We start from the raw sequence: 19,455 nt of genomic DNA, 5'->3' as shown, positions 1-19,455 counted from the left end.
GATTGTTTGGTGCTCTACCTAGTCAGTGCCATTTGATGAGACTAATAAGGAAGCATTCTATTATCCCTTGGGGATTTGCAATTGCTGGTTGCCGAAACAGAATGCTTCCGATGTCAGTAAATATCTTTTGAGAGAAGTGTAAAAGGGGTCTTGATAAGGATTTTGATGTCAAGCCACAACGACCAGTTATTAATGTAATCAAGGTCCATCTCAACACGCCTTTGCATTTTGTCAAGGGTGTCGGTTTCCCCACGACACCCACTTATCTGAGCAAGCCCGGTAATCCCTGGTTTGATTCGATGGCGTGCCATATAAGCATGTATTTTTCCGGTGTAATAGTCATTATGAGCGATGGCGTGGGGGCGCGGTCCGACAAGTGCCATATGTCCTTGTAGTACATTGAATAATTGTGGTAGTTCATCGATTGAGGAACGCCGTAAAAAACGCCCCACCGCAGTCACTCGTGAGTCCTGGCGACTTGCCTGTTGCACATGTTTGTCGTCATGGACGCGCATCGAGCGAAACTTCCAGATATTAATGATCTTGCCATTCCAGCCATGGCGTTTCTGTTTGAAAATAACCGGACCGGGCGAGGATAATTTGACAGCTGCAGCTACTGTGATCAGTAGCGGGCTCAAACAGATCAACGCAACCAATGATACAAAACGGTCTACTAACGCTTTACTCAGGGCCGCGGTAGGGTAGCTGGTCAGGGGGCTTTCGTTGAGATGTATCGCAGGTAAACCACCTACTTCACTCACGGAGTGATTAAGCAACATCATACTGTCTAGATCAGGAACCCAGACAACATCGACATTCAGATCAAGAAGATCAATGTACAAGGCTTCAATATGTTGCGCTTCACTGAGTGAAAGAGCGATATAAAGGCGCCTGATGTCATGGGTGGTGATGAGGGTCCTGAGCTCTTTCAGCTCACCGACTATCAAGTTTGATCTCGCTACGCTATTGGCGGGAGTAGAGCTGACAAGGCCGATCAATGGGAAGTGGTTTTGCTGGGAAAAGGTATCAGCTAATTTCAACGCAATATTGTTCGTGCCGATAATCAGGCTGTTATATTGGTAGTTTAGTTTTTGATGATAATATTTGGAGAGATGATGCATTGTAAGGTAAGGCGGAATTTGTACGATATAACCCAATAGTGACCAGGTGATAATAGTTTCTCGAGAAAATAAATCGCTTGCCCTGCTAATAAGCATGATGGCAAGTAAACATGCCATGGTAGTGGTCCAGCCCAGCAGCAAGCGAGCCAAGCCGTTGAAGTAGTCATGTTTTTTGTAATATACCTGGAGTGCGGAATACACAGGTACAGATACCAGCAAAGTCAGAATTGCTAACATTCGATAATGGAAGTTGACGGCACCCGTTTCGTCATATGCCAGTATCAACAGAAGTGCGATGACGCAACTCATCGATGCTGACCACTGACTCCAAAAAGTGAGTCCCTTAGCGACAGCTTTTCGATCTATACGAGTATGTATCAAGATGCAGGCCCTTTGAAATGACTGTCCATATTGAAGTTTCTGCTGGTTCGGTATTGGGCGTGGCTATAGTCTTTACGCACACTTATTCATTCGCAAATTTCATGCGGGAAAGCTTTATGATTTTTTAATGATAATACTTCGAAGGAGAGAGGTGTCCGACGATTTATAACTTTGATCGGGAAGGTGTCGCGTATTATTTTTGTAAGCGGTTTTGTTCCGTGGGCGACACTTATTCGATGAGTTCTACGGCCGGGGGCGATCAGTCAGGATGCGGTGTATGATGCGTATAGAAGATAGTCATAATAAAGAATAAGTTAACTTTATGATATTCGTCAGGCGATGACCTTCACATCTTGAACGAGACAATAGCCTCGATTTCTCACCGATCGAAACAAGCGTTTTCCATATGCACTATTGAATTTATCTTGTAGCCTGCTCAGGCACATTTCAAGACCCGTATAGTTCGAGGGATCCCGGTTGATGGCTAGGATAAGCTCTTTCTTGCTGCACACCCGGCGGTGACTCAGTACCAATTGTTTGAGTAATAGTGACTCAATGGCCGTGAGCGAGATTTTAGTGTTTGCGTTGGATAGTTCACGTTTATTAAGTCTGAACGACCAGACGTCAGAAACTGTACACGCATTCTTTGAGCGGCTTTCCGATGTGAATACTCCATAGGTGGCCGGCTTTTGGCGCGCAACGATAGCCGTGTAGGTATAAAATACGTTGTTATTGAATGAATTTTTTACTTCAGTTGAAAAATCCATATACGGTGTCTTCCTATCTTCCTGGCGTTTTAATGATTTATCCGATGAGGAATGATTTCTTGTCAAAAAGTAGAATGTATCGCGGCTGTTTTTCTCTGTGTATGACATAAGTCGGGGATTTCCTATTCGCTCTGCGCAAACAATCCACTAGATCTTTGTTGAAAGCAGCTTTGGTGCTATCAAGTGTCACACTTATACTAAAGATCTCTAGCTTTTTTGCGCTTTCAGAAATTAACTAGGACTCCTAAATAATAAAGCAGCGAGCTTCTTACATATCGATTGGTAGCGCTGCGATGTAGGTTGAGCCAGGCAGTTCTAATTTTTCAAGTGCTCGTGGCTAATAAATTTAAAGCTACTGCATTGGATTTTAAGAAATAATGCCCCGGCGCATTCGATAGCCAAAGCTGCGAACGCTGTAAATCAGTTCGATGTTGTAGGCGGCTCTAATCTTAGTACGTAGGCGGCTGATGGTTTTTTCTAGAGCGCGTGGATCATAGAATACGACATCCGGATTCAGGGCTTTGGCAATGCTTTCTTGGCTCATAACGTGTTGCGGTGCCTTGAGCAGGGCGTCAAGTATTGTCATCTCTGTATAAGAAATTTCAATTTTGTTAGTGTCCGCATGCAGGAGAAGGCGCGTTCGGTCCAAAATTAGTTTGATTTTTTCTTTCCACATAGAATCGTGGAATATGGTTGAAAGTAGATTGGTTTTTTCTGCCTGATCGTTTGGCAGCTTTATGCAATGGTCGGCTCCGGCGAGATAGTATTTCACACCTGAAAACGATTTTGCGTGTGTGAATAACATAAAAATATTGGCTGCATGACTCACGCGACGGATTTTCTTTACAAGATCAAGGCTTTCATCGATAACCGTAGGGCCATTAATTTCGATAAAAACGGCCTCTACAGAATCAATAGCGCACATCTGGTTCGATGTTTCGAAGGGGGTTGATGCGTCAAGATGTAATGCTTCCGAGGCAGTCAGCTGCTTTAAACGTTCTGTCAACGCTTGAGTGCGTGTGAAAGTCAAAATAGCAGCGTCCTGCCTTCTGGAAGTGCGTCCTGCGGGAACCATATCGTCCGTCTCAAATGCTTAGCGGCACAAGAATGTTGCCATATCTACTTAGTATGCTATTCGACATTTTATAACATTTTGAGGAAAATTCCGATCTGGTTGTATTACTTTTATAAAATGGTTTTCATGGCCGCACTCTAAAAAAAACCAACGTCAAGTATTTATCCAAGAGTGTTGGGATTTTAGAGAGATCTATTAAAAAGTTATATTCATATACGAAATAGACATAACCAGTTTTCCTCATGCATCTTTGAGTGCGCTCGTGGTGTTTGGTTCAAATGCATGACGTATAGCCCGCACCCGAAAAGCTCGATTTTTTTGGGCAGGATAAGGTTGAGGGGAGGAGGGCAAAACGCTTCAAGGCTCATCACGTTGTTGCAAAAAATTTAAATATAGGGTTGACGGCTATGGGGGCCTGCAATGTGGCACAGACTCGGTGGCGGCCACTGACCTACGCGGGAATTTTATTGCCTTTAAGCTTGAGATCGCACCGTTGTCTTCGCGAATAGGCGCGCCTCAGGGGAAATCGCTTACGCCTAGGAATGAGAGAGCCAATCGCTACCCAGTTTCGTTAGTAAGCAGATGCATGCCCTGATTAGTCTCGCACCCAGTACCATGCAATCAGCAAACCGATCAATACCCCGAAGCCATTAGCCAAGGCATCGTAAGCTGATGCGGTACGCAGCGGCATCAGTGCTTGTGCACATTCGATGAGAATCCCGGTCAGCAGGCAACCCGAGGCAATCCATATCAGCCTTACCCGCCGAAATGCCAGTCGGCAACTAAAGGACAGCGCAAGAAAGCCAATAAAATGATGCAGTTTGTCTTCTTGCGCAAAGGCCTCTGGAATCGGCTGCGCGCGCAACCCGGCAATCAGCAGAACTCCGCTGACACCGATAAAAAACAGCAGGCGCAACCAGAAGGGCAACCGTGTGATGCGTTGAAAGAACAGTTTCATTCGGTGATTTTCTCGAAGTTTCTATAGAACGCATCGCTGTCGCGTCCATCGGTCATCGTGTGCAGCGAATACTGGCGATTAAGCCGTGCGCCACCGTCGCGGGTCAGCGGAGCCCAGACCAGATTGGCGCGACGCATTGTGGAGGTACTCATCAACTCGTCGAACGGGACGGAGATATAGATACCTTTATCAAAGCTGCCTTCGCCATACTCTTCCTTCGAGGCCGTGGTACGGGTGACCCAACCACCGAACTTCACTCCGTTACGGAACTCATGGGACAGATCGATCGTGGTCCCCCAATCCCGGGCCAGGTAGCGCCCGACGCTGATCGCTGCCTGCAAGTCGAAGGGCAGCTCGGTGTAGGTGGTGATATGGCCGGTCAGCGTCTTGTATCCGCGAAGACCGAAACCCTGATCAAAATCGCGTTGTCGCACATAATTCAAATCTGCGCCCACGGCCCAGCGTTCGCCCATGGGACGGTACAGTAATTCACCTCCGACCCCGGCAAACATCGATTCCAAATAGCCACCATAGACCATGCCATACAGGTCCTGGTCCAGCCGTTTGGCATGGTTGAGCTGCAACGCTGGCATGGTGACATCCGAAGTGGTGATGTACTTGCGCAAATCGCTGCGCACTCGACGCATGTTGCTCGGTGCGTCGTAGTTGAAGTTGTCGAAATTGTTCAGCAGATTGACGCTCAGGCCACCGCTGGCCCAGGTGCTGCGGGTGAAGCGGTATTCGGCGTCCGCGTCAGCCGTCACCTGATACAGCAGAAAGCCGTCAGGGCCACCGACGTTTTGCTTGTAACCCAAGCCGAAACCATAGGTAAAAGGCTGCAACTCTTGGCTATACAAGGTGTTTTCCCGGTGCGCCGTGGGTCGATTCAGCTCGGTGCTACGGTGTAGGTCGATGATGTCTTGCTGGTTATTGAGCACGGAACGGAAGGTTTCCCGTGGCACGCTGACCTCTTCCACCGGCATGTCATAACGCTTGTTGACCAGTGTGAACCAATCGATCTGCTTATTGGCGCTGTTGTCCAGAATCCGGCTGGCCCGGCCCACCCCCTTGGCTGAATAGAAATAGCGCGACTGTTCGCCATACACCATCAGCTCGGAATCACGCTGAGCAATGCGCTCAACTTTATAACCGGCGTTGTTTTCCAGGCGTTTGGCAACCCCGGCCCAGTCAACCTGTTCGAGCCGCATATTCGGCACCTGAGCCGCAAGCGTTTCGGCCGGCGCATCGTTGCGTTTGATCGGCGCCTTGCGACTGACGAAATTGGTATGCAGCGTGATGCCGAACAACGCGGTATTGCCGCGCTCCCAGCCCGCTGTCAAATCGATCGAGTCGTTGAGCTTGTAGACCGCACCGATATTGATCGGTGAGTCCTGCTTCTGGTTGTTGGCTTGGGGTTCACGCTTGTAATCGTTGCCGTCGAATTCGAGTTTCAGACTCAAGGGCGACCAGGGCGTTTGATAGGCGACGCCACCGAACAACCCGGGCGAGCCACGAAAATACGAGTCGGTGTTGACGTCGCCCGCGGTAGAGCTCACCGGGCGGGTGTCGAAACGACTATCGATGTGCCTCAGCGGATTATCGAAATCCCCGCGGTTACCGATGTAGCCCCAGGCGATGCCCAGGCTGAAATCCAGATTGTTGTAACGCTTGTTCGCGACAAAATACTCGCTGGAAAACAGGCCGGTACCACCGATGTCGCGGAAACCGATCGCGACCTCGGGTAGCCAATGGCTTTCTTTCCAAAGCCGGGCTTTAACATCGACCGCCTTGTCCTTATAGCTCTGGTCACCGCTGAGGGACTCTGGCCCGTATTTGCGGTTGGTGATGGCGGTATAACGAAACGACCCTTCCAGCCAGTCAAGCGGCTGCAATGATAGGCTATAGCGCGAGTAAGGATCCGTGCGATTGGCGTTGAGGCTGAATTCGCCGGCTGGGGCCATCCGCGCGGTGGGGGTCTGCAACAACCCCACACCACCGAAATCATTCTGGGTAAAACGTGGCTCGGCATGAGCCAGACTGTAGGGCAGCAACACTACGGCGGCAAAACGTAACTTCAAGGGGCCACCTCGGCCTGCGGTTGGGTGGCGAGAAACAGGGCCAGTTGCTCGTTCAAATCCGCAGTGGGCAGATCGGGATCATCGTTGCGTATTGGCACCAGAATCCTACTGCCCGCCACGGCATACACCCCCTCCTCGCGGTTCCAGCCTGCGATGCCGACGCGCTTGACCTGCCCATCGGGACCGATCAACCACAGGTAATCGGCTTCTGCCTCAAGTAGCGGCAAGCAGCTTTCAAGGTATTCGCGGGCCTGCAGCGGAGCGCGATAGGGCAGAGTGCAGGGCTGTGCCACCGCGCCCAGTACCGTGACCGAGTCCGGGCGGGTCGGGTAAATCAGTTGGTCGCCTTCGTTGACCAGGTAGTTGCGAGCGAACCCAACCTCCAGCGCAATAGGGTCGAGCACCGCAAGTCGGCGCCCGGTGACCGGCAAGCGATTGACGTCCTGGTGCAGCCGCGCGGCGAGGTCCGCGAGCTTGTCTTGTTGCCTGAGCAAGGCGCCCCGTTGCAGCATTTTCAGATCGAACAGCACACCTGCTTTCAGGCGCGTCTGTTGCTCCAACAGCGGTTGGTGCAGCCACGCGGCGGCCAGCCAGTAGCTTTCGGCGTTCGGGCGAGCCTGGTTGACCACATCCAGTAGGCGCGCACCCGGCACCCACGTAACGGGACCGGCATTCAACACATCCCCCGTCACCGTGACTGCTGCCTGAGTCAACGTAGCGCTGGCGAGCAACAGACAAGCGGACAGCGTTTTCGAATACCTCACCGGGTCGTCTCCCAGTCAGGACGCAAATGCACAATCTTCAAGAAAAGCTCCGGCGTAAGATATTGCTCGCTCTGCAGCACCAGGCCATCGTCGGGCCTGACCCAGAAACGGTTGGTGGCGTGAAACCCCAGCTCGGGAATGTCGATGCGTTCATCGACGCGCAGCAGCGCATAATCCTCGTCCAAGATACGGACAGTCTCGATTGACTGGCGACTGAAGCGACTGTGCACCGCCAGCCCCACCCGTCGACCCTGATAGAGATCGATCCAGCGAGTGCTGCGATAACCGTCGGGCAATTGCTGCAGGCCGCGCTTGAACGGCGATTCGCCGTCAAATCGGGTGCCATCCAGCTCGGGATTGAGACCTACGCTGCGTACCGCGAGGCCGTCGCGTATCAACAACACCTGCTTGCCGGAGGCGACCCAGAACCCCAGATCGCCCTGCTGGCGCAGCCGGGCCATCACCCCTTCGCTGGAGTCGGTGGTGACCTTGATTTGCGCATAGGGCACCGCTTGTACCTGGGTCGGGCTCAAATGCAGAGGTTCGGCGCTTACTGCAGTGGCTTTGAACGTCTCCAGGGAGGCTTGCATCAAGGGATTACAGCCGCCCAGCAGGAAAACCACCGCCAAGCATGAGCAGTTACGAAAACTTTTCAAAACGGCTCAAACCTTATTCACGAAGATTATTTTGCGCAGCTGCTCCGGTACCTAAAATGCTCGCTGAAGGCACCAACTGACTTATCACGCGGTTCCAGCGAGTTACCCCGGCAGGGCCGACGTAGACGATGTCCTGCGGTTGCAGGTTGAAGCGGCTGGCGAGGGCAAACGCGGTGGGCGATTTGGCATCCAACTGAAAGACTTTAGCCGGTTCGGTTTCAAGGTTGTCAGTGCCGCGAATCACATATAACGCGTTGCCATTGGAGGTGGTCTGGTTCAAGCCGCCAACCGAGCCGATTACATCCGCCAGATTCATCTGCCTGATTTTGAACGTGACGGCCCGTGGCTGGTTGACTTCGCCCATGACGTAGATCTTCTTACGGTCATTGTACGGCAGGTACAACTGGTCGCCGTCTTTCAAATAGACCTTGTGTAACTGGGAGCTGGTGCTGTTGAGTTCATCCAGGTCCAGTCGGTATTCACGTCCGTCGCGGGTGAGCGTCAGGCCGGACAGGTCGGCATTCAACGGGTCGGCACCGGCAACACCGATCGCTTCCGTCACGTTGAGGGGGGAGGTAGTGATGGGCAGTTGACCGGCTTTCGTCAGCGCGCCGGAGAGGACGACCTTCTGGCTGGCGAACCGCAGCACGTTCAGATCCACCTGCGGGCTATCGATGAATTTCGTCAGGCGCTCGGCGATAAATTCGCGCAACTCTTCGATGGTTTTTCCCGCGGCTTGAACATTGCCGACGTAGGGATAAAACAGTGTGCCATCCGGGCGAACCAGGCGACCGTTGGCGTCGATTTGTTGTTGCGCTCCTGACGGGGCCGTCAACTCCGGGTGATCCCACACGGTAATGTACAACACATCATTGGCCCCAATCCGATAGGCTCCCGGCTTGAACGCCAACAATTCGGCTGGTAACGAGCCGGACACATTTGCCGCCGCATTCTGGGCAATCAGTTTGGGGGTTATCGGAATCAACTCGACCCGACTGCTTTCCGGTGAGCCATCACGGCCGATTTCACTGGTGTCCAGGTAATGACCGGGTGCGAACATACAACCTTGCAGGGCAACGCCTGCGAGCAAAGCGAGCGACAAACTACGAATCATAAGGAAGACACTTGTGGAAGGAGCACAACAAACCCAACCTCCCGGATTGTTCCGGGAGGTTGAGGGCGACCTGACGTTAGGCTTAGCGGGTGGTGCCGGTGGTCCCGGTAGTGCCAGTGGTGCCGCTGGTGTTGTTTCCACCGCCGCCACCACCACCGCTGGCGGCCAGCGCTGCGACGCCCGCTGCAAAAGCGACGCCGACACCCACAGCGGTCGTCGTGGAGACCCCGCCCAGTACACCGGTGGAGGTCGCTAGAGGTGTGCCGGTTGCCGATCCGGCGGGGGCGGTTGCTGCAGAACCCGCCGCAGCAGGCGTGGAGGATTGTGCAGGAGCCTCAGCGGCCAGGGCAGTGGTACTCAAGGCAAGCATTAGCGCGGAAACAAATAATTTGCTCATGGAAAATTCCTTTTGATAGATCGTCTGTATTAGCGTTGATACTTGAGCGGTGTAAGTGCAGAAAGTACGGCTTCGAGCATTGTGTATGTTGGAAAAGTTGCGACGGCCCTGAGCACGACGAATATCACATTCGAGTGGCTTCTGTGCCGGCATTCCATTTTCGCAATATCGCCCTAAGAATACCCGTCTAGAGCGCTTTTGGTTGCTGACGTTTTCTAACATCCCGATCCGGTAGGCTGCTGATTATCGAGTTTAGGGAGCGAAGTGATGATTCTTTGATCATTCAAAATGTTAGCGGCCGATAAAATCATTGACCATAGCCCTGCGGATTACCTGTCTGCCAGCGCCAGGTATCGGTCATCATTTCCTGTAAGCCACGCTTGGCCTTCCAGTTCAGCTCATGGGCGGCTTTTTTCGGGTCGGCCCAGCACTCGGCAATATCCCCTGGGCGGCGCTCAACCACCTGATAAGATATGACTCGACCACTGGCCTGTTCGAACGCTTGAATCATTTCCAGCACGCTGTAGCCGACACCTGTGCCCAAGTTCCAGATGTTCACGCCGGTCTTTTGCACGATAGCCGCTAACGCACTCAAATGGCCCTCAGCCAGATCCTGCACATGGATGTAGTCACGCACCCCGGTGCCATCTTGCGTCGGATAGTCCGCGCCGAATACCGACAACTGCTTGAGCTTACCGATTGCTACCTGGCTGACATAAGGCAGGAGGTTATTCGGCAGGCCATTAGGCGCTTCGCCGATCATCCCGCTAGGGTGGGCGCCCACCGGATTAAAGTAGCGGAGCAGGGCGATACTCCAGCGCGGCTCCGATTTCGCCAGGTCCTGCAATAGTTCTTCGACCATCAGTTTGGAGCGGCCATAAGGATTGGTCGGTACCCCGGTGGGGAAGTCCTCGCTGATCGGCATTTGCGTCGGTTCGCCGTACACCGTAGCGGAAGAGCTGAATACGAGCCTGAAAACCCCAGCATGCGCCATCGCCTGACACAACGTGAGGCTGCCTGCGACATTGTTGTCATAATAATCGAGTGGTTCGCGGACACTTTCCCCTACAGATTTCAAACCGGCAAAATGTAATACTGCATTGATCTGATGTGAAGCGAACAGATTATCCAGTAATGCTTGGTCACGGACATCACCATGAATGAATTCGGGTGATTTTCCACAAAGAAGCTCTACTCGACGCAGTGACTCTTGTGAACTATTGCAGAGATTGTCTAACACAATTACGTCATATTCCGACTCGAGCAACGCGAGTGTCGTGTGCGAGCCAATGTAACCGGCACCACCAGTCACTAGTACTTTTTTGCTCACGTTAGTGTCCCATTAGAAGATAAATGTGTTAGAGGGTTTCAGTGTTGATAAGTGTTTAAGATGAAAATAATTAGAATATTTGCTCGTGGCTAGGTTTTCATATTTTATTTGGAGTTTTGGTGTGAGTGAGACGCTAGCTTCAAGTATTCAGTCGGGAGTTATAAACGTTCAAGATCTCATTGTGCATGCGATCTTGAGAGAAACGTTCGAGGGCCATGCTGCGTGCAGCTGCTCCCATTGTTTTTCTTAGTGCAACGTCATTTATCAATAATCTGGTTTTTTTCTGCATTTCAATTATGCTTTGGCAGATAAATCCAGTTTTACCATCTATCACAATGTCCTTACAGCCCTCGACATCAAGTACAATGGCAGGTAGTCCAGATGCTTGTGCTTCAATTAGCGCCAAGGGCATGCCTTCCCAAAGAGAAGTCATAATGAATATGTCCGAAAGACGAAGATGATTGGCTACCAACTCTCTTGATGTCCAACCAGTAACTCTTAGATTGGCGGGTAAATTGCCGTTAATTAAAAGCTGATGTTTTAGGTCGCCATCCCCGATCCACAAAAAGGATGCTGGCTCTTTTTGTAACTCAATGGCGAGCTCGCGGAAGGCAGATGGGTTTTTCTGATAGCATAAGCGGCCAGCCGAGGCGATTTGGCAGTTTTTGCCGCTTCCGATCGCTTCGGTCACAATTTCAAGAGGGATACTATTTTCAACCAATACTGCGGTTTTCTGCCCTGCGCGATGAATAGCATGTTCTAGCTCACTTTGTGAACATGCAATTGTTGTCCCTCCGAAATATGAACTCAATCGTTCGATAGCAACGAAGACTGAACGTACCTTAGAACTTAGATCTTTCCTTAAAAAAGAAAAGCCATGTGGTGTATAAATACATGAGCTCGAACGACCAATGATTTTGCAAGCAAGACGCCCCAAAACGCCAGCTTTGGATGAATGAAGGTGTACGATATCCGGTTTTGTTTTTTTTATAAGTTTTATAAGCTTAATTAACCCCAATAAATCACTTAGTGGGGAAATGCTCGTTTTCATTGGTAGTTCGATACGCACTATTGGGCGTGGGAATAGTACCGCGAGCTCATTAGAGTTAGGTGTGTCTGGTCGTATTGAGTGAGCAATTATTACCTCGTGATCATCGGCGGACTGCATCAAAACTAATTGATGGATGATGTTTAGAACGCCGCCGCCCAAAGCTTCGGTTACATGCATTATTCGCATTTCGGTCCTTGACTAAGAAAGGGTAATAATTATTTATTATTAAAATTTTTGCTTGGGGTTTTTGATCTGCTGTCTTTTAGTATCACAAAAAAAACCATTGGGTACAGTGGTGCTAAATGTCTCACATAGCTACCGTAGTCAGGTTCGAATACACTTTGGATTGCTGTGAATGAAATTATAAGCGACCCACATGCTGCTATCTCAGGACTTCTTCTTTCTTTGATTTCATTGATGATTTTTTTCCAGAATTTCAAGAACATCAACATAATGAAAAAAGAGATGATGAGATAGTAAGGGGAAAATAATATAATGAGTGGTATAGGGATAATTAGTGTAAACCACGTAATCACGGTGTTAATCCAGCTTATTATTGGTCCACTCCCAGCTATCCAGGGAAGTATGGCTGTTCGAGTGTCTTCATAGTTATTGTCGAGACGATAGTTGTTTATTGTCATCCGGAAATTGTCTAGGTCTGTCCCCAGCGCATAACTGAATATAAAACTGAGTATCAGCAATGCAGAGGGTATAGCAATCAAAAGTAGGGAGGGTTTTCGAGTAAAGCCTAGTAGCAAGTAGACCCCCCAAAACATAGCTATAAATAAAAACCAATACGCTCTAAAATAAACTGCGTAGAGAAGGGCAAGCAGACTCCATGTGAGAAGGCCTATTGTGCCTTTTTTAACAAAATATATGAATGGGGTTACTATTATCAGAACAATTAAATCTTTACTGATCATTGTCATGAAAGTGAGGCTTAGAAACATAAAAAAAATAACTGAAGAAAACTCTAGGGATGTAAGTCGACTTGCATTGGATTTGCTGGAATAGATATAGAATGATAAAAAAGTTAAAATGGCTGAGATTGTCGAAAGAAAAATTGAGTTGTCAGTCACCGAAAATATACTATAAAAAGCGGCAGTGCTTGCATAAGAATCGCCTATCGTAAAATCTGCTTTCCTTTGAATAAAATTTGAAATGGCTGAAGCGTCATAGAAAAAACGCTCCGGCAGCAGATTTTCTTTGATTAGTGAAAAAACAAAAAGAAAAGTCGTTGCTAAAACCCATAAGTAATTTGAGGAAGAATTACTCATTGGTTTTGAAAAGAAATTTATTCTTATGATCTTCATAAGGGCTCTAAGTGATCTTTGTGTTGGAGGTGGCTTAACTAAGTGAAAAGCGTAGTTTTAACTCGGTGGTGATAAGGGGCTGCATACAGTGGGATTTTATTTTTAATTTTTTGAAGCAGAGCTACCTGATATCCCGATGCTAATATAAATTTATATAGGTTTATAGTGATGATGCTGGTTGTATTTGGCTTTTGGTGGTAGGTATTGAGTAGGTAAGTATATTTTTTTATGTTGTGAGAACTGTATTTTGGGCTGTCAGATATGTGCATGATTTTATATTGAGTGGGAGGATAAGAAGGCTTGTGTATCTATAATGTACTATCTTGCACGACTTGGCTGTTATAAGCGATTTATATGTAATATGTTAATCGGTACTTTTGAAGGCTTCGGTGAATTTTACGGAAAGCTCAAATGGTATTTCATAAGGATGTTAGATTTGATGAAGGTTTTTTTCCAATTTGACTATGCGTGAATTGAATTTTTTTGAAGTTGTCGCTCTTATCGAATTCGTTGGCAGACCTATCTATACTTTCTTTGGTTAGCTTGTGAGAGGGATCAAAAAAACGCCTAAGATTATCACTGAATTTTATCGAAATAATACTTCTGATTAGTTCGAATTTGAGAAAGTGCGTCACGGCCAATTTGGCAGAATCGATAAAAAAGATATGTGGATAAACGAGGATTATAGATAGCAGCCCAAAAGTCTTTCTCATCCATAGATTATTTTTTTTAGTTTTATTTTTTATTTCAATTAATGCTGAAATTATTGCGTCGGAACATGTGTACGCGCCTGAGAAATTATCAAAGTAATAGTGCAGTTTTCTTTGGCTATCTTTTGTGTATGCGTCGTCGAATGAGCAGATTTTTTTTGTTATTTCTGATTCTGAACTGAACGATATTAGATCTTTATAGTAATCGCGTTGTAAACTTTTTGGAATTTCACCGAACTTTATACTATGTACGGGTATCCCCAGGGCGCATGTTTCAAAAAGTGTCGTGCTAGTGTGAACGATTGAGTGTTCTTTTGTTTTTATGAAGTCTGTAAAAGACTCATCCTCCGGCCAGGAAGCAATGACGCCAGATGCTACTGCCAGTTCATAAGGTAATTTACTTTCTCCGGGATGTGGTCTTATGTAAACACGTTTTCCACATGTCTTTGAGAGGCGGATTGAAAAATCAATGAAGTTTTTTCTTTCCTCAGCAATTGCATTTATGTCAGAAAGTGTGAGATTGCATTTATATAGGTTGTTGAATGATTCTAGTTGATTTGTATTAAAGTCTGCCAAACTAAAATCGGAAACAAACGCAATGCCTTCTTTTCTGTTTTCTGATTGTTTTTTGAATACTTTTGGAGAGCCAACTATCCAGGTTTTTTCTTTGTTTGAAATGCCGGCTGAAATAATTTTATTCGCGTAGTAATCGCTCCAGACAAAATTTTGGTAAATGTGTTTGCTGTATTGGCTTTTATAGTCTAGGTTTAATTTTTCTTTTTCAAATTCTTGAGAATAGAATTGTTCGGACGTAAATTCAATAAGTTTTGCCCCTGAAAGCAGAGCTCGAAGTCTAATAGATTTTGTTCTTGCTACATTGTAGGATGGAGTTATTACAAAATCAAAGCTTCCAAAAATGAATTTTCCATATGTGAATTTTCCATCTCCATCGATAGGGAATATTGGGAGTATTTGAACTTCTCCGAGTTGTTCATGCTCAAGTTTATGTTTGATTTCGGTTGCAAGCCCCAGGTCTCTTTTAACTGTGTCGATTAGTATCGCTACTTTCATGGTCTTCCTTTCTGAGCCGTAGAGTAATTGATGTGATGCGCTATTTTTTTGATGCCTTCGAGTTGTAGAGTTGTAGAGTTGTAGAGATCAGATTTGCTTATGTTCGGGGTGAATGCAATCTAGGCCGACGGCGGTATTTTTTTTGATGTTTTTTGAAGTTTTACAGCCGATTATTTGTTCTAGAAATTTTGGAGGTAAACCAAATCCAGGTCTAACGCTTCGTACTGAGTCTTTAGTAATTATTTCGCCAATATCCAGGTCTTTTACAAAATAAAGCGATCGTCTAAATTTGGCATTACTTTGTTCGCTGGATTTTTGACCATAATCAATTTTTCCCAATGCGCTCCAGGCAGTTTTACTGTCGCGGCACAGAGCTATCAGCTCTTTTGGTTCTAACGAAAAACTATCATCCGGACCACCACCACTGCGATCTAAAGTAAAATGCTTCTCAATTATTGAGGCGCCCATGACCACGCTGGCTATAGCTGTAGTGTTGTCCAAAGTGTGATCGGAAAGCCCTGTAACCACACCGAAGCGCTTTATCATATCGGGTATAGTACACAGGTTATAATCCGCCGCTGGTGCGGGATAGCCGCTGACACAATGCAGAATGGCCAGCTCCTTACAGCCACCTTCGTGAGCGGCATCGATGGCTTCCTGGATTTCTTCCGCATCAGCCATACCCGTGGAGATGATCATCGGCTTGCCAGTACTGGCAACATACTTGATCAAGGGCAGATCAACAGCCTCAAAAGAAGCAATTTTATAGGCCGGCGCGTTGAGGCTTTCCAGCAGGTCAACAGCCGTGGTGTCGAATGGCGAACTGAAGATGGTAATACCCAGCTTGCGAGCATATTCGAATAACGTCGCGTGCCAATCCCATGGCATATGGGCTTCCTGATAAAGCTGATAAAGTGTTTTGCCATCCCACAACCCACCGTGGATCTGAAAGTCTTCCGAGTCGCAATCAAGAGTGATGGTGTCGGCGGTATAGGTCTGGAGCTTGATCGCATCAGCACCCGCTTTTTTGGCTTCTTCGATGATCTTCAAAGCGGTTTCAAGCTTGCCGTTATGGTTGGCGGAAAGCTCGGCGATGATGTAAGGCGGTGCATCCGCCGCAATGCGGCGTCCGGCGATGCTAATGCTGGGAGTGTTTGACATGGTCTGATCTCTTAAATTTTCGCTTGTCTATCGGAGGCGAGAAGGCCGAAACACACGACATCGTGATAACGCTCACCGTCGAAGTGTTGTTCGCGCAAAATGCCTTCCTGTTGAAAACCCAGGTTGAGGTGAAACTTGATGGAGCGCTCGTTATGCGCAATAGCCTGGCCACAGATTTTGTGTAGCTCCGCCTGTCCGAAGGCATAGTGCAGTGCGGCCTGTCCCAGTTGACGACCGGTCCCTTGCGGCGCATCGGGTGCGGTGTAAAAGCCCCAATCAGCCACGCCACCGGCGGCGATTTGATGGATGTTGACGAAACCGAGTGGTACAACATCGTTCTCGAAAATCAGTAAATGGCGGCTGGCATCCAAGGAGACTCGTTCGAACCAGCGAGTGTGCTCGACAAGGCTGATTTCATGCTGCGTGTACATATAACGCCGCACCTCTTGATGATTGCGCCAGCTCAGTACTCGTTCGAGATCCTCACGAGTCATCGGCCGTACCCGTGATTGTTTCGGTACGTTTGCGGTCAATTTAGAACTCCAGATGCTGGATGACAGTGGTCGCCCCTTGGCCATCCGCAATATGCGAGGCTGCCTGGCTCATGCTTGCTCGTAGGGCAGCGGATGCAACAAGCCTGTTTAGCAGATGGGGAAGGCGATCAAGAATTTCCTGCGGGCCTTGAAGCAGGTAAACCGCACTTGCGTGTGCGAGGTTATGAGCAACCTGTCGTTGGTTGTCCGCCAGCACTAGCATTAGGGTTGGCAAGCCCAGGCAGCAGCGTTCCCAGGAGGTAGCTCCGGCAGCGCCAATTGCCAAGTCGCTATCGGCCATCAGTTGCGCCATATCGCTGATGCCCGCTTTGACCGTTGTGGGCCACGGCATCTGCATGGCCAGTTGGCGAACTTCGGCAAGCCAGGGCGCGGCAGCCCCCATAACCACGGTAATCCGGCAATTGGCTGGAAGCTCAGTGGATTTGAGCGCTTCGAGGACTTGCCCGGTGGCGTTGTCCTTATCCACGCCGCCCATGCTGATGAGCAGGTGCGCGAGTTGCGGTTTTTGCCGACGCTCCAGGCTGTAGGCGCGCAAGGCTGCGAACTCAGGCCGCAGCAAAGAATATTGCGAGCCGCAGAGCAGGGTGCAAGCGTCAGGGACCCAAGGTGCGTAGTCCTTGGCCGTGCGACCGAAGGTCTGATCCAGCAGAAGGTCGCACTGGTGAGGACGGTCGGCCAGATCGTCGATTACCATCAGTTTTCGGTAGTGCGCCTTCAGCGCAGCTTCCCAGCGAGCATCGAGCGCATAGTGGTCGACGATCAGCCAGTCAACTTTCAGTTCACTGAAAATGGCGCTGCATTGGTCAGCGTCTTTTTCCTGGGTGGCGCCCAGCCAGGCGGCATGTGCCAGTTGCGGCAACGCACTCGGCACGTGGACGGCGGTCAAGCCCGCTGCCGAGTCCATGGGAGGTAAGACATGGACCTGGAAGCCTTTGCTGCGGATGTGCTCGATTAAATTGCCGGGATGTTCGCGGCAAATAAACCGGCATTCGGCGCCTTGCACCTTAAGCGCGCTGGCTAGGGTCAGGCAACGCATGACGTGCCCCGTGCTTATTTGTAGTGAGGCATCGACGCGAAAGGCGATCTTCATCGACGGCATCTTCACGGGGTTTCTGCCTGCATGGCCTTGAACAACCATTCGGCTCGTACCCAATCTTCCGGAGTATCGATGTCTTGCACACGATGTCGCGGTAGTGTCACCGGTATCGAGCCTGGGCTGAAGAGCGTCCTGCCTTGCAGCCACGCATCGGCTCTGCCCCAGTAGAACTGGCCTGCGTCGTGATAGGCCTCCTCAAGGTCCTGAGAGCGGGTGTTGAAATGCTCAGGGTTGAACATCTCCACCCTCCCTTCGGCGTTGAGGCGAATAGCTCTCTGGATCGGAAAGGCGTAGCTGGTCACCGAAAAAGCGAAATCGCAGCCGACATCGGTGAGAATGTCGAAACCACGACGGAGATCTTCAGGGCCGACGAATGGGGCCGTGGCATACAGGCAGCAAGCGTGTGTGACAGGTTGATCTTGGGTATTGAACCATTCAATGGCGTGACGAATGACCGGGATGGTGCCGGTATGGTCGTCGGACAGTTGCGCAGGACGCATAAAGGGCACGGTAGCCCCGTAGTGTCGAGCCACCTCGGCAATCTGTTCATCGTCGGTGGAAACAATTACCTGATCAAAGCAGCCGCTTTGCAGTGCCGCTTCAATGGACCAAGCGATCATCGGCTTTGCGCAGAACAATTTGATGTTCTTGCGCGGGATGCGCTTGCTGCCTCCACGGGCAGGGATGATTGCTAGTTTCATTCCAGCACCGCTTTATGTAATGCGGTGATGACTTCGTCCTGCTGTTTATCGGTCATGGTCTGGAACATCGGAATGCTAATGGCTTCCCGATAATAGGTTTGCGCTTGCGGAAAATCTTCGGGCTTGAAACCCATGCGTTCATAGTGAGGCTGAGTGTGCACTGGGATGTAGTGGAGGTTGACGCCTATGCCCAGCTCACGCAGTGAGTCAAAAACTTGCCGGTGAGTCTTCTTGATTTGATCCAGTTGTAGGCGGATAACGTATAGGTGCAAACCGGAGTAACTCTCCGAGTGCTGCCAGGGTGTAGTGACGGGCAGGTTGGCCAACAGGTCGTCGTAGCGGCGGGCCAGTTGATGCCGACGTGCCACATAGAGATCCAGGCGCTCCATCTGGGTGACACCTAACGCGGCCTGCAGCTCAGTCATCCGATAGTTGAAGCCTAGATCAATCTGCTGGTAGTACCATGGGCCATCGGCCTCGTGAGTCATCTGAGACGGATCACGGGTAATGCCATGGCTACGCAACAAGGCCATCTTGTTCGCCAATTCGCCATCGTTAGTCAGTGCCATGCCACCTTCTGCGGTAGTAATGATCTTCACAGGATGGAAACTGAATACGGTGATATCGCTGTAGCGGCAGTTGCCGATGAACTCCCCTTGGTATTTGCCGCCGATAGCATGGGAAGCATCTTCGATAATCTTGAAGCCGTAGCGTTGGGACAACGCATGAATGGCTTGCATGTCGCAGGGTTGGCCGCATAAATGGACCGGCACCACCACTTTGGGTAACGTGCCCTCACGTTCGGCCTGTTCGAGTTTGTCCGCGAGCGCTTGCGGGCAAAGGTTATAGGTGCGCGGATCGATATCGACAAAGTCGACTTCGGCGCCGCAGTACAACGCACAGTTGGCCGATGCGACGAAAGTAATCGGTGTTGTCCACAACCGATCGCCCGGCCCCAGTCCGAGGGCCAGGCAGGCCATGTGCAAAGCCGAGGTGGCACTGTTCACTGCCAAGGCATGGCTGGCGCCGACGTGCTGCGCGACCCTTTGCTCGAAGCGCGGCACCATCGGTCCTTGGGTCAGGAAGTCAGATTGCAGTACACCCACGACCGCGTCGATATCGGTTTGGGTGATTTCTTGGCGGCCGTAGGGAATCAT

General features: G+C 49.6%; 18 protein-coding genes. All 18 read right to left on the bottom strand.

Annotated elements, in window-relative coordinates; all coding sequences use genetic code 11:
* Positions 1-113: 113 nt before the first annotated feature.
* Entirely contained in the window at positions 114-1,502 is a 1,389-nt protein-coding gene (locus tag AWM79_RS09080; protein WP_244159628.1) for an undecaprenyl-phosphate glucose phosphotransferase, read from the bottom strand.
* A gap of 332 nt (positions 1,503-1,834) precedes the next feature.
* Positions 1,835-2,377 (bottom strand): winged helix-turn-helix domain-containing protein, encoded by a 543-nt coding sequence (locus AWM79_RS24265; protein ID WP_082712596.1) that lies wholly within the window; start codon positions 2,375-2,377, stop codon positions 1,835-1,837.
* Between the two features lie 259 nt (positions 2,378-2,636).
* A complete protein-coding gene (locus AWM79_RS09075) occupies positions 2,637-3,299 on the bottom strand; it encodes a winged helix-turn-helix domain-containing protein (RefSeq protein ID WP_082712684.1) in 663 nt (220 codons plus the stop codon).
* Positions 3,300-3,939: 640 nt separating this feature from the next.
* Positions 3,940-4,302: a VanZ family protein gene (locus AWM79_RS09070; RefSeq protein ID WP_060782658.1), complete on the bottom strand. Its 363-nt coding sequence runs from the start codon at positions 4,300-4,302 to the stop codon at positions 3,940-3,942.
* Positions 4,299-6,380, bottom strand: a complete 2,082-nt coding sequence (locus AWM79_RS09065; RefSeq protein ID WP_017133394.1) for a YjbH domain-containing protein — start codon at positions 6,378-6,380, stop codon at positions 4,299-4,301. Before AWM79_RS09065 ends, AWM79_RS09070 begins: the two co-directional genes overlap by 4 nt.
* Positions 6,377-7,144, bottom strand: a complete 768-nt coding sequence (locus tag AWM79_RS09060) for a capsule biosynthesis GfcC family protein (RefSeq protein WP_060782657.1) — start codon at positions 7,142-7,144, stop codon at positions 6,377-6,379. The genes AWM79_RS09065 and AWM79_RS09060 overlap by 4 nt, the downstream gene beginning before the upstream one ends.
* On the bottom strand, positions 7,141-7,800 hold the full coding sequence (locus AWM79_RS09055; RefSeq protein WP_279615811.1) for a YjbF family lipoprotein: 660 nt from the start codon (positions 7,798-7,800) through the stop codon (positions 7,141-7,143). Before AWM79_RS09055 ends, AWM79_RS09060 begins: the two co-directional genes overlap by 4 nt.
* A 13-nt stretch (positions 7,801-7,813) precedes the next feature.
* Positions 7,814-8,914 carry a polysaccharide biosynthesis/export family protein gene (locus AWM79_RS09050; RefSeq protein WP_082712594.1) on the bottom strand — a complete coding sequence of 367 codons (1,101 nt, stop codon included), beginning with the start codon at positions 8,912-8,914 and terminating at the stop codon, positions 7,814-7,816.
* A gap of 82 nt (positions 8,915-8,996) precedes the next feature.
* Entirely contained in the window at positions 8,997-9,311 is a 315-nt protein-coding gene (locus AWM79_RS09045; protein WP_060782656.1) for a hypothetical protein, read from the bottom strand.
* A gap of 307 nt (positions 9,312-9,618) precedes the next feature.
* Positions 9,619-10,641, bottom strand: a complete 1,023-nt coding sequence (gene galE / locus AWM79_RS09040; protein WP_060782655.1) for a UDP-glucose 4-epimerase GalE — start codon at positions 10,639-10,641, stop codon at positions 9,619-9,621.
* 139 nt (positions 10,642-10,780) lie between these two features.
* On the bottom strand, positions 10,781-11,869 hold the full coding sequence (locus AWM79_RS24260) for a glycosyltransferase (RefSeq protein WP_167375427.1): 1,089 nt from the start codon (positions 11,867-11,869) through the stop codon (positions 10,781-10,783).
* A gap of 38 nt (positions 11,870-11,907) precedes the next feature.
* Positions 11,908-13,005: a hypothetical protein gene (locus AWM79_RS09030; RefSeq protein WP_156430096.1), complete on the bottom strand. Its 1,098-nt coding sequence runs from the start codon at positions 13,003-13,005 to the stop codon at positions 11,908-11,910.
* Positions 13,006-13,424: 419 nt separating this feature from the next.
* Positions 13,425-14,786 (bottom strand): glycosyltransferase family protein, encoded by a 1,362-nt coding sequence (locus AWM79_RS09025; RefSeq protein ID WP_060782653.1) that lies wholly within the window; start codon positions 14,784-14,786, stop codon positions 13,425-13,427.
* A gap of 87 nt (positions 14,787-14,873) precedes the next feature.
* On the bottom strand, positions 14,874-15,947 hold the full coding sequence (gene pseI / locus AWM79_RS09020) for a pseudaminic acid synthase (protein ID WP_060782652.1): 1,074 nt from the start codon (positions 15,945-15,947) through the stop codon (positions 14,874-14,876).
* 11 nt (positions 15,948-15,958) lie between these two features.
* On the bottom strand, positions 15,959-16,441 hold the full coding sequence (pseH, locus tag AWM79_RS09015) for a UDP-4-amino-4,6-dideoxy-N-acetyl-beta-L-altrosamine N-acetyltransferase (RefSeq protein ID WP_060782651.1): 483 nt from the start codon (positions 16,439-16,441) through the stop codon (positions 15,959-15,961).
* A gap of 40 nt (positions 16,442-16,481) precedes the next feature.
* A complete protein-coding gene (pseG, locus tag AWM79_RS09010) occupies positions 16,482-17,591 on the bottom strand; it encodes a UDP-2,4-diacetamido-2,4,6-trideoxy-beta-L-altropyranose hydrolase (RefSeq protein ID WP_167375426.1) in 1,110 nt (369 codons plus the stop codon).
* An 11-nt stretch (positions 17,592-17,602) separates the two neighbouring features.
* Positions 17,603-18,298: a pseudaminic acid cytidylyltransferase gene (pseF, locus tag AWM79_RS09005; RefSeq protein ID WP_060782650.1), complete on the bottom strand. Its 696-nt coding sequence runs from the start codon at positions 18,296-18,298 to the stop codon at positions 17,603-17,605.
* A complete protein-coding gene (pseC, locus tag AWM79_RS09000; RefSeq protein WP_060782649.1) occupies positions 18,295-19,455 on the bottom strand; it encodes a UDP-4-amino-4,6-dideoxy-N-acetyl-beta-L-altrosamine transaminase in 1,161 nt (386 codons plus the stop codon). The genes pseF and pseC overlap by 4 nt, the downstream gene beginning before the upstream one ends.

This window comes from Pseudomonas agarici, from assembly GCF_001543125.1.
GTDB classification, from domain to species: domain Bacteria; phylum Pseudomonadota; class Gammaproteobacteria; order Pseudomonadales; family Pseudomonadaceae; genus Aquipseudomonas; species Aquipseudomonas agarici.
Note: the sequence above shows the minus strand (reverse complement) of the source record. Positions and strands in the feature narration are given on the sequence as shown.

Bases quoted from the DNA above. Each gene is read 5' to 3' on its own strand.
- AWM79_RS24265 (WP_082712596.1), bottom strand. From the start codon at position 2,377: ATGTCATACACAGAGAAAAACAGCCGCGATACATTCTACTTTTTGACA.
- AWM79_RS09070 (WP_060782658.1), bottom strand. From the start codon at position 4,302: ATGAAACTGTTCTTTCAACGCATCACACGGTTGCCCTTCTGGTTGCGC.
- AWM79_RS09050 (WP_082712594.1), bottom strand. From the start codon at position 8,914: ATGATTCGTAGTTTGTCGCTCGCTTTGCTCGCAGGCGTTGCCCTGCAA.
- AWM79_RS09045 (WP_060782656.1), bottom strand. From the start codon at position 9,311: ATGAGCAAATTATTTGTTTCCGCGCTAATGCTTGCCTTGAGTACCACT.
- AWM79_RS24260 (WP_167375427.1), bottom strand. From the start codon at position 11,869: ATGCATGTAACCGAAGCTTTGGGCGGCGGCGTTCTAAACATCATCCAT.
- AWM79_RS09030 (WP_156430096.1), bottom strand. From the start codon at position 13,005: ATGAAGATCATAAGAATAAATTTCTTTTCAAAACCAATGAGTAATTCT.
- AWM79_RS09025 (WP_060782653.1), bottom strand. From the start codon at position 14,786: ATGAAAGTAGCGATACTAATCGACACAGTTAAAAGAGACCTGGGGCTT.
- pseI (WP_060782652.1), bottom strand. From the start codon at position 15,947: ATGTCAAACACTCCCAGCATTAGCATCGCCGGACGCCGCATTGCGGCG.
- pseH (WP_060782651.1), bottom strand. From the start codon at position 16,441: ATGACTCGTGAGGATCTCGAACGAGTACTGAGCTGGCGCAATCATCAA.
- pseG (WP_167375426.1), bottom strand. From the start codon at position 17,591: ATGAAGATCGCCTTTCGCGTCGATGCCTCACTACAAATAAGCACGGGG.
- pseF (WP_060782650.1), bottom strand. From the start codon at position 18,298: ATGAAACTAGCAATCATCCCTGCCCGTGGAGGCAGCAAGCGCATCCCG.
- pseC (WP_060782649.1), bottom strand. From the start codon at position 19,455: ATGATTCCCTACGGCCGCCAAGAAATCACCCAAACCGATATCGACGCG.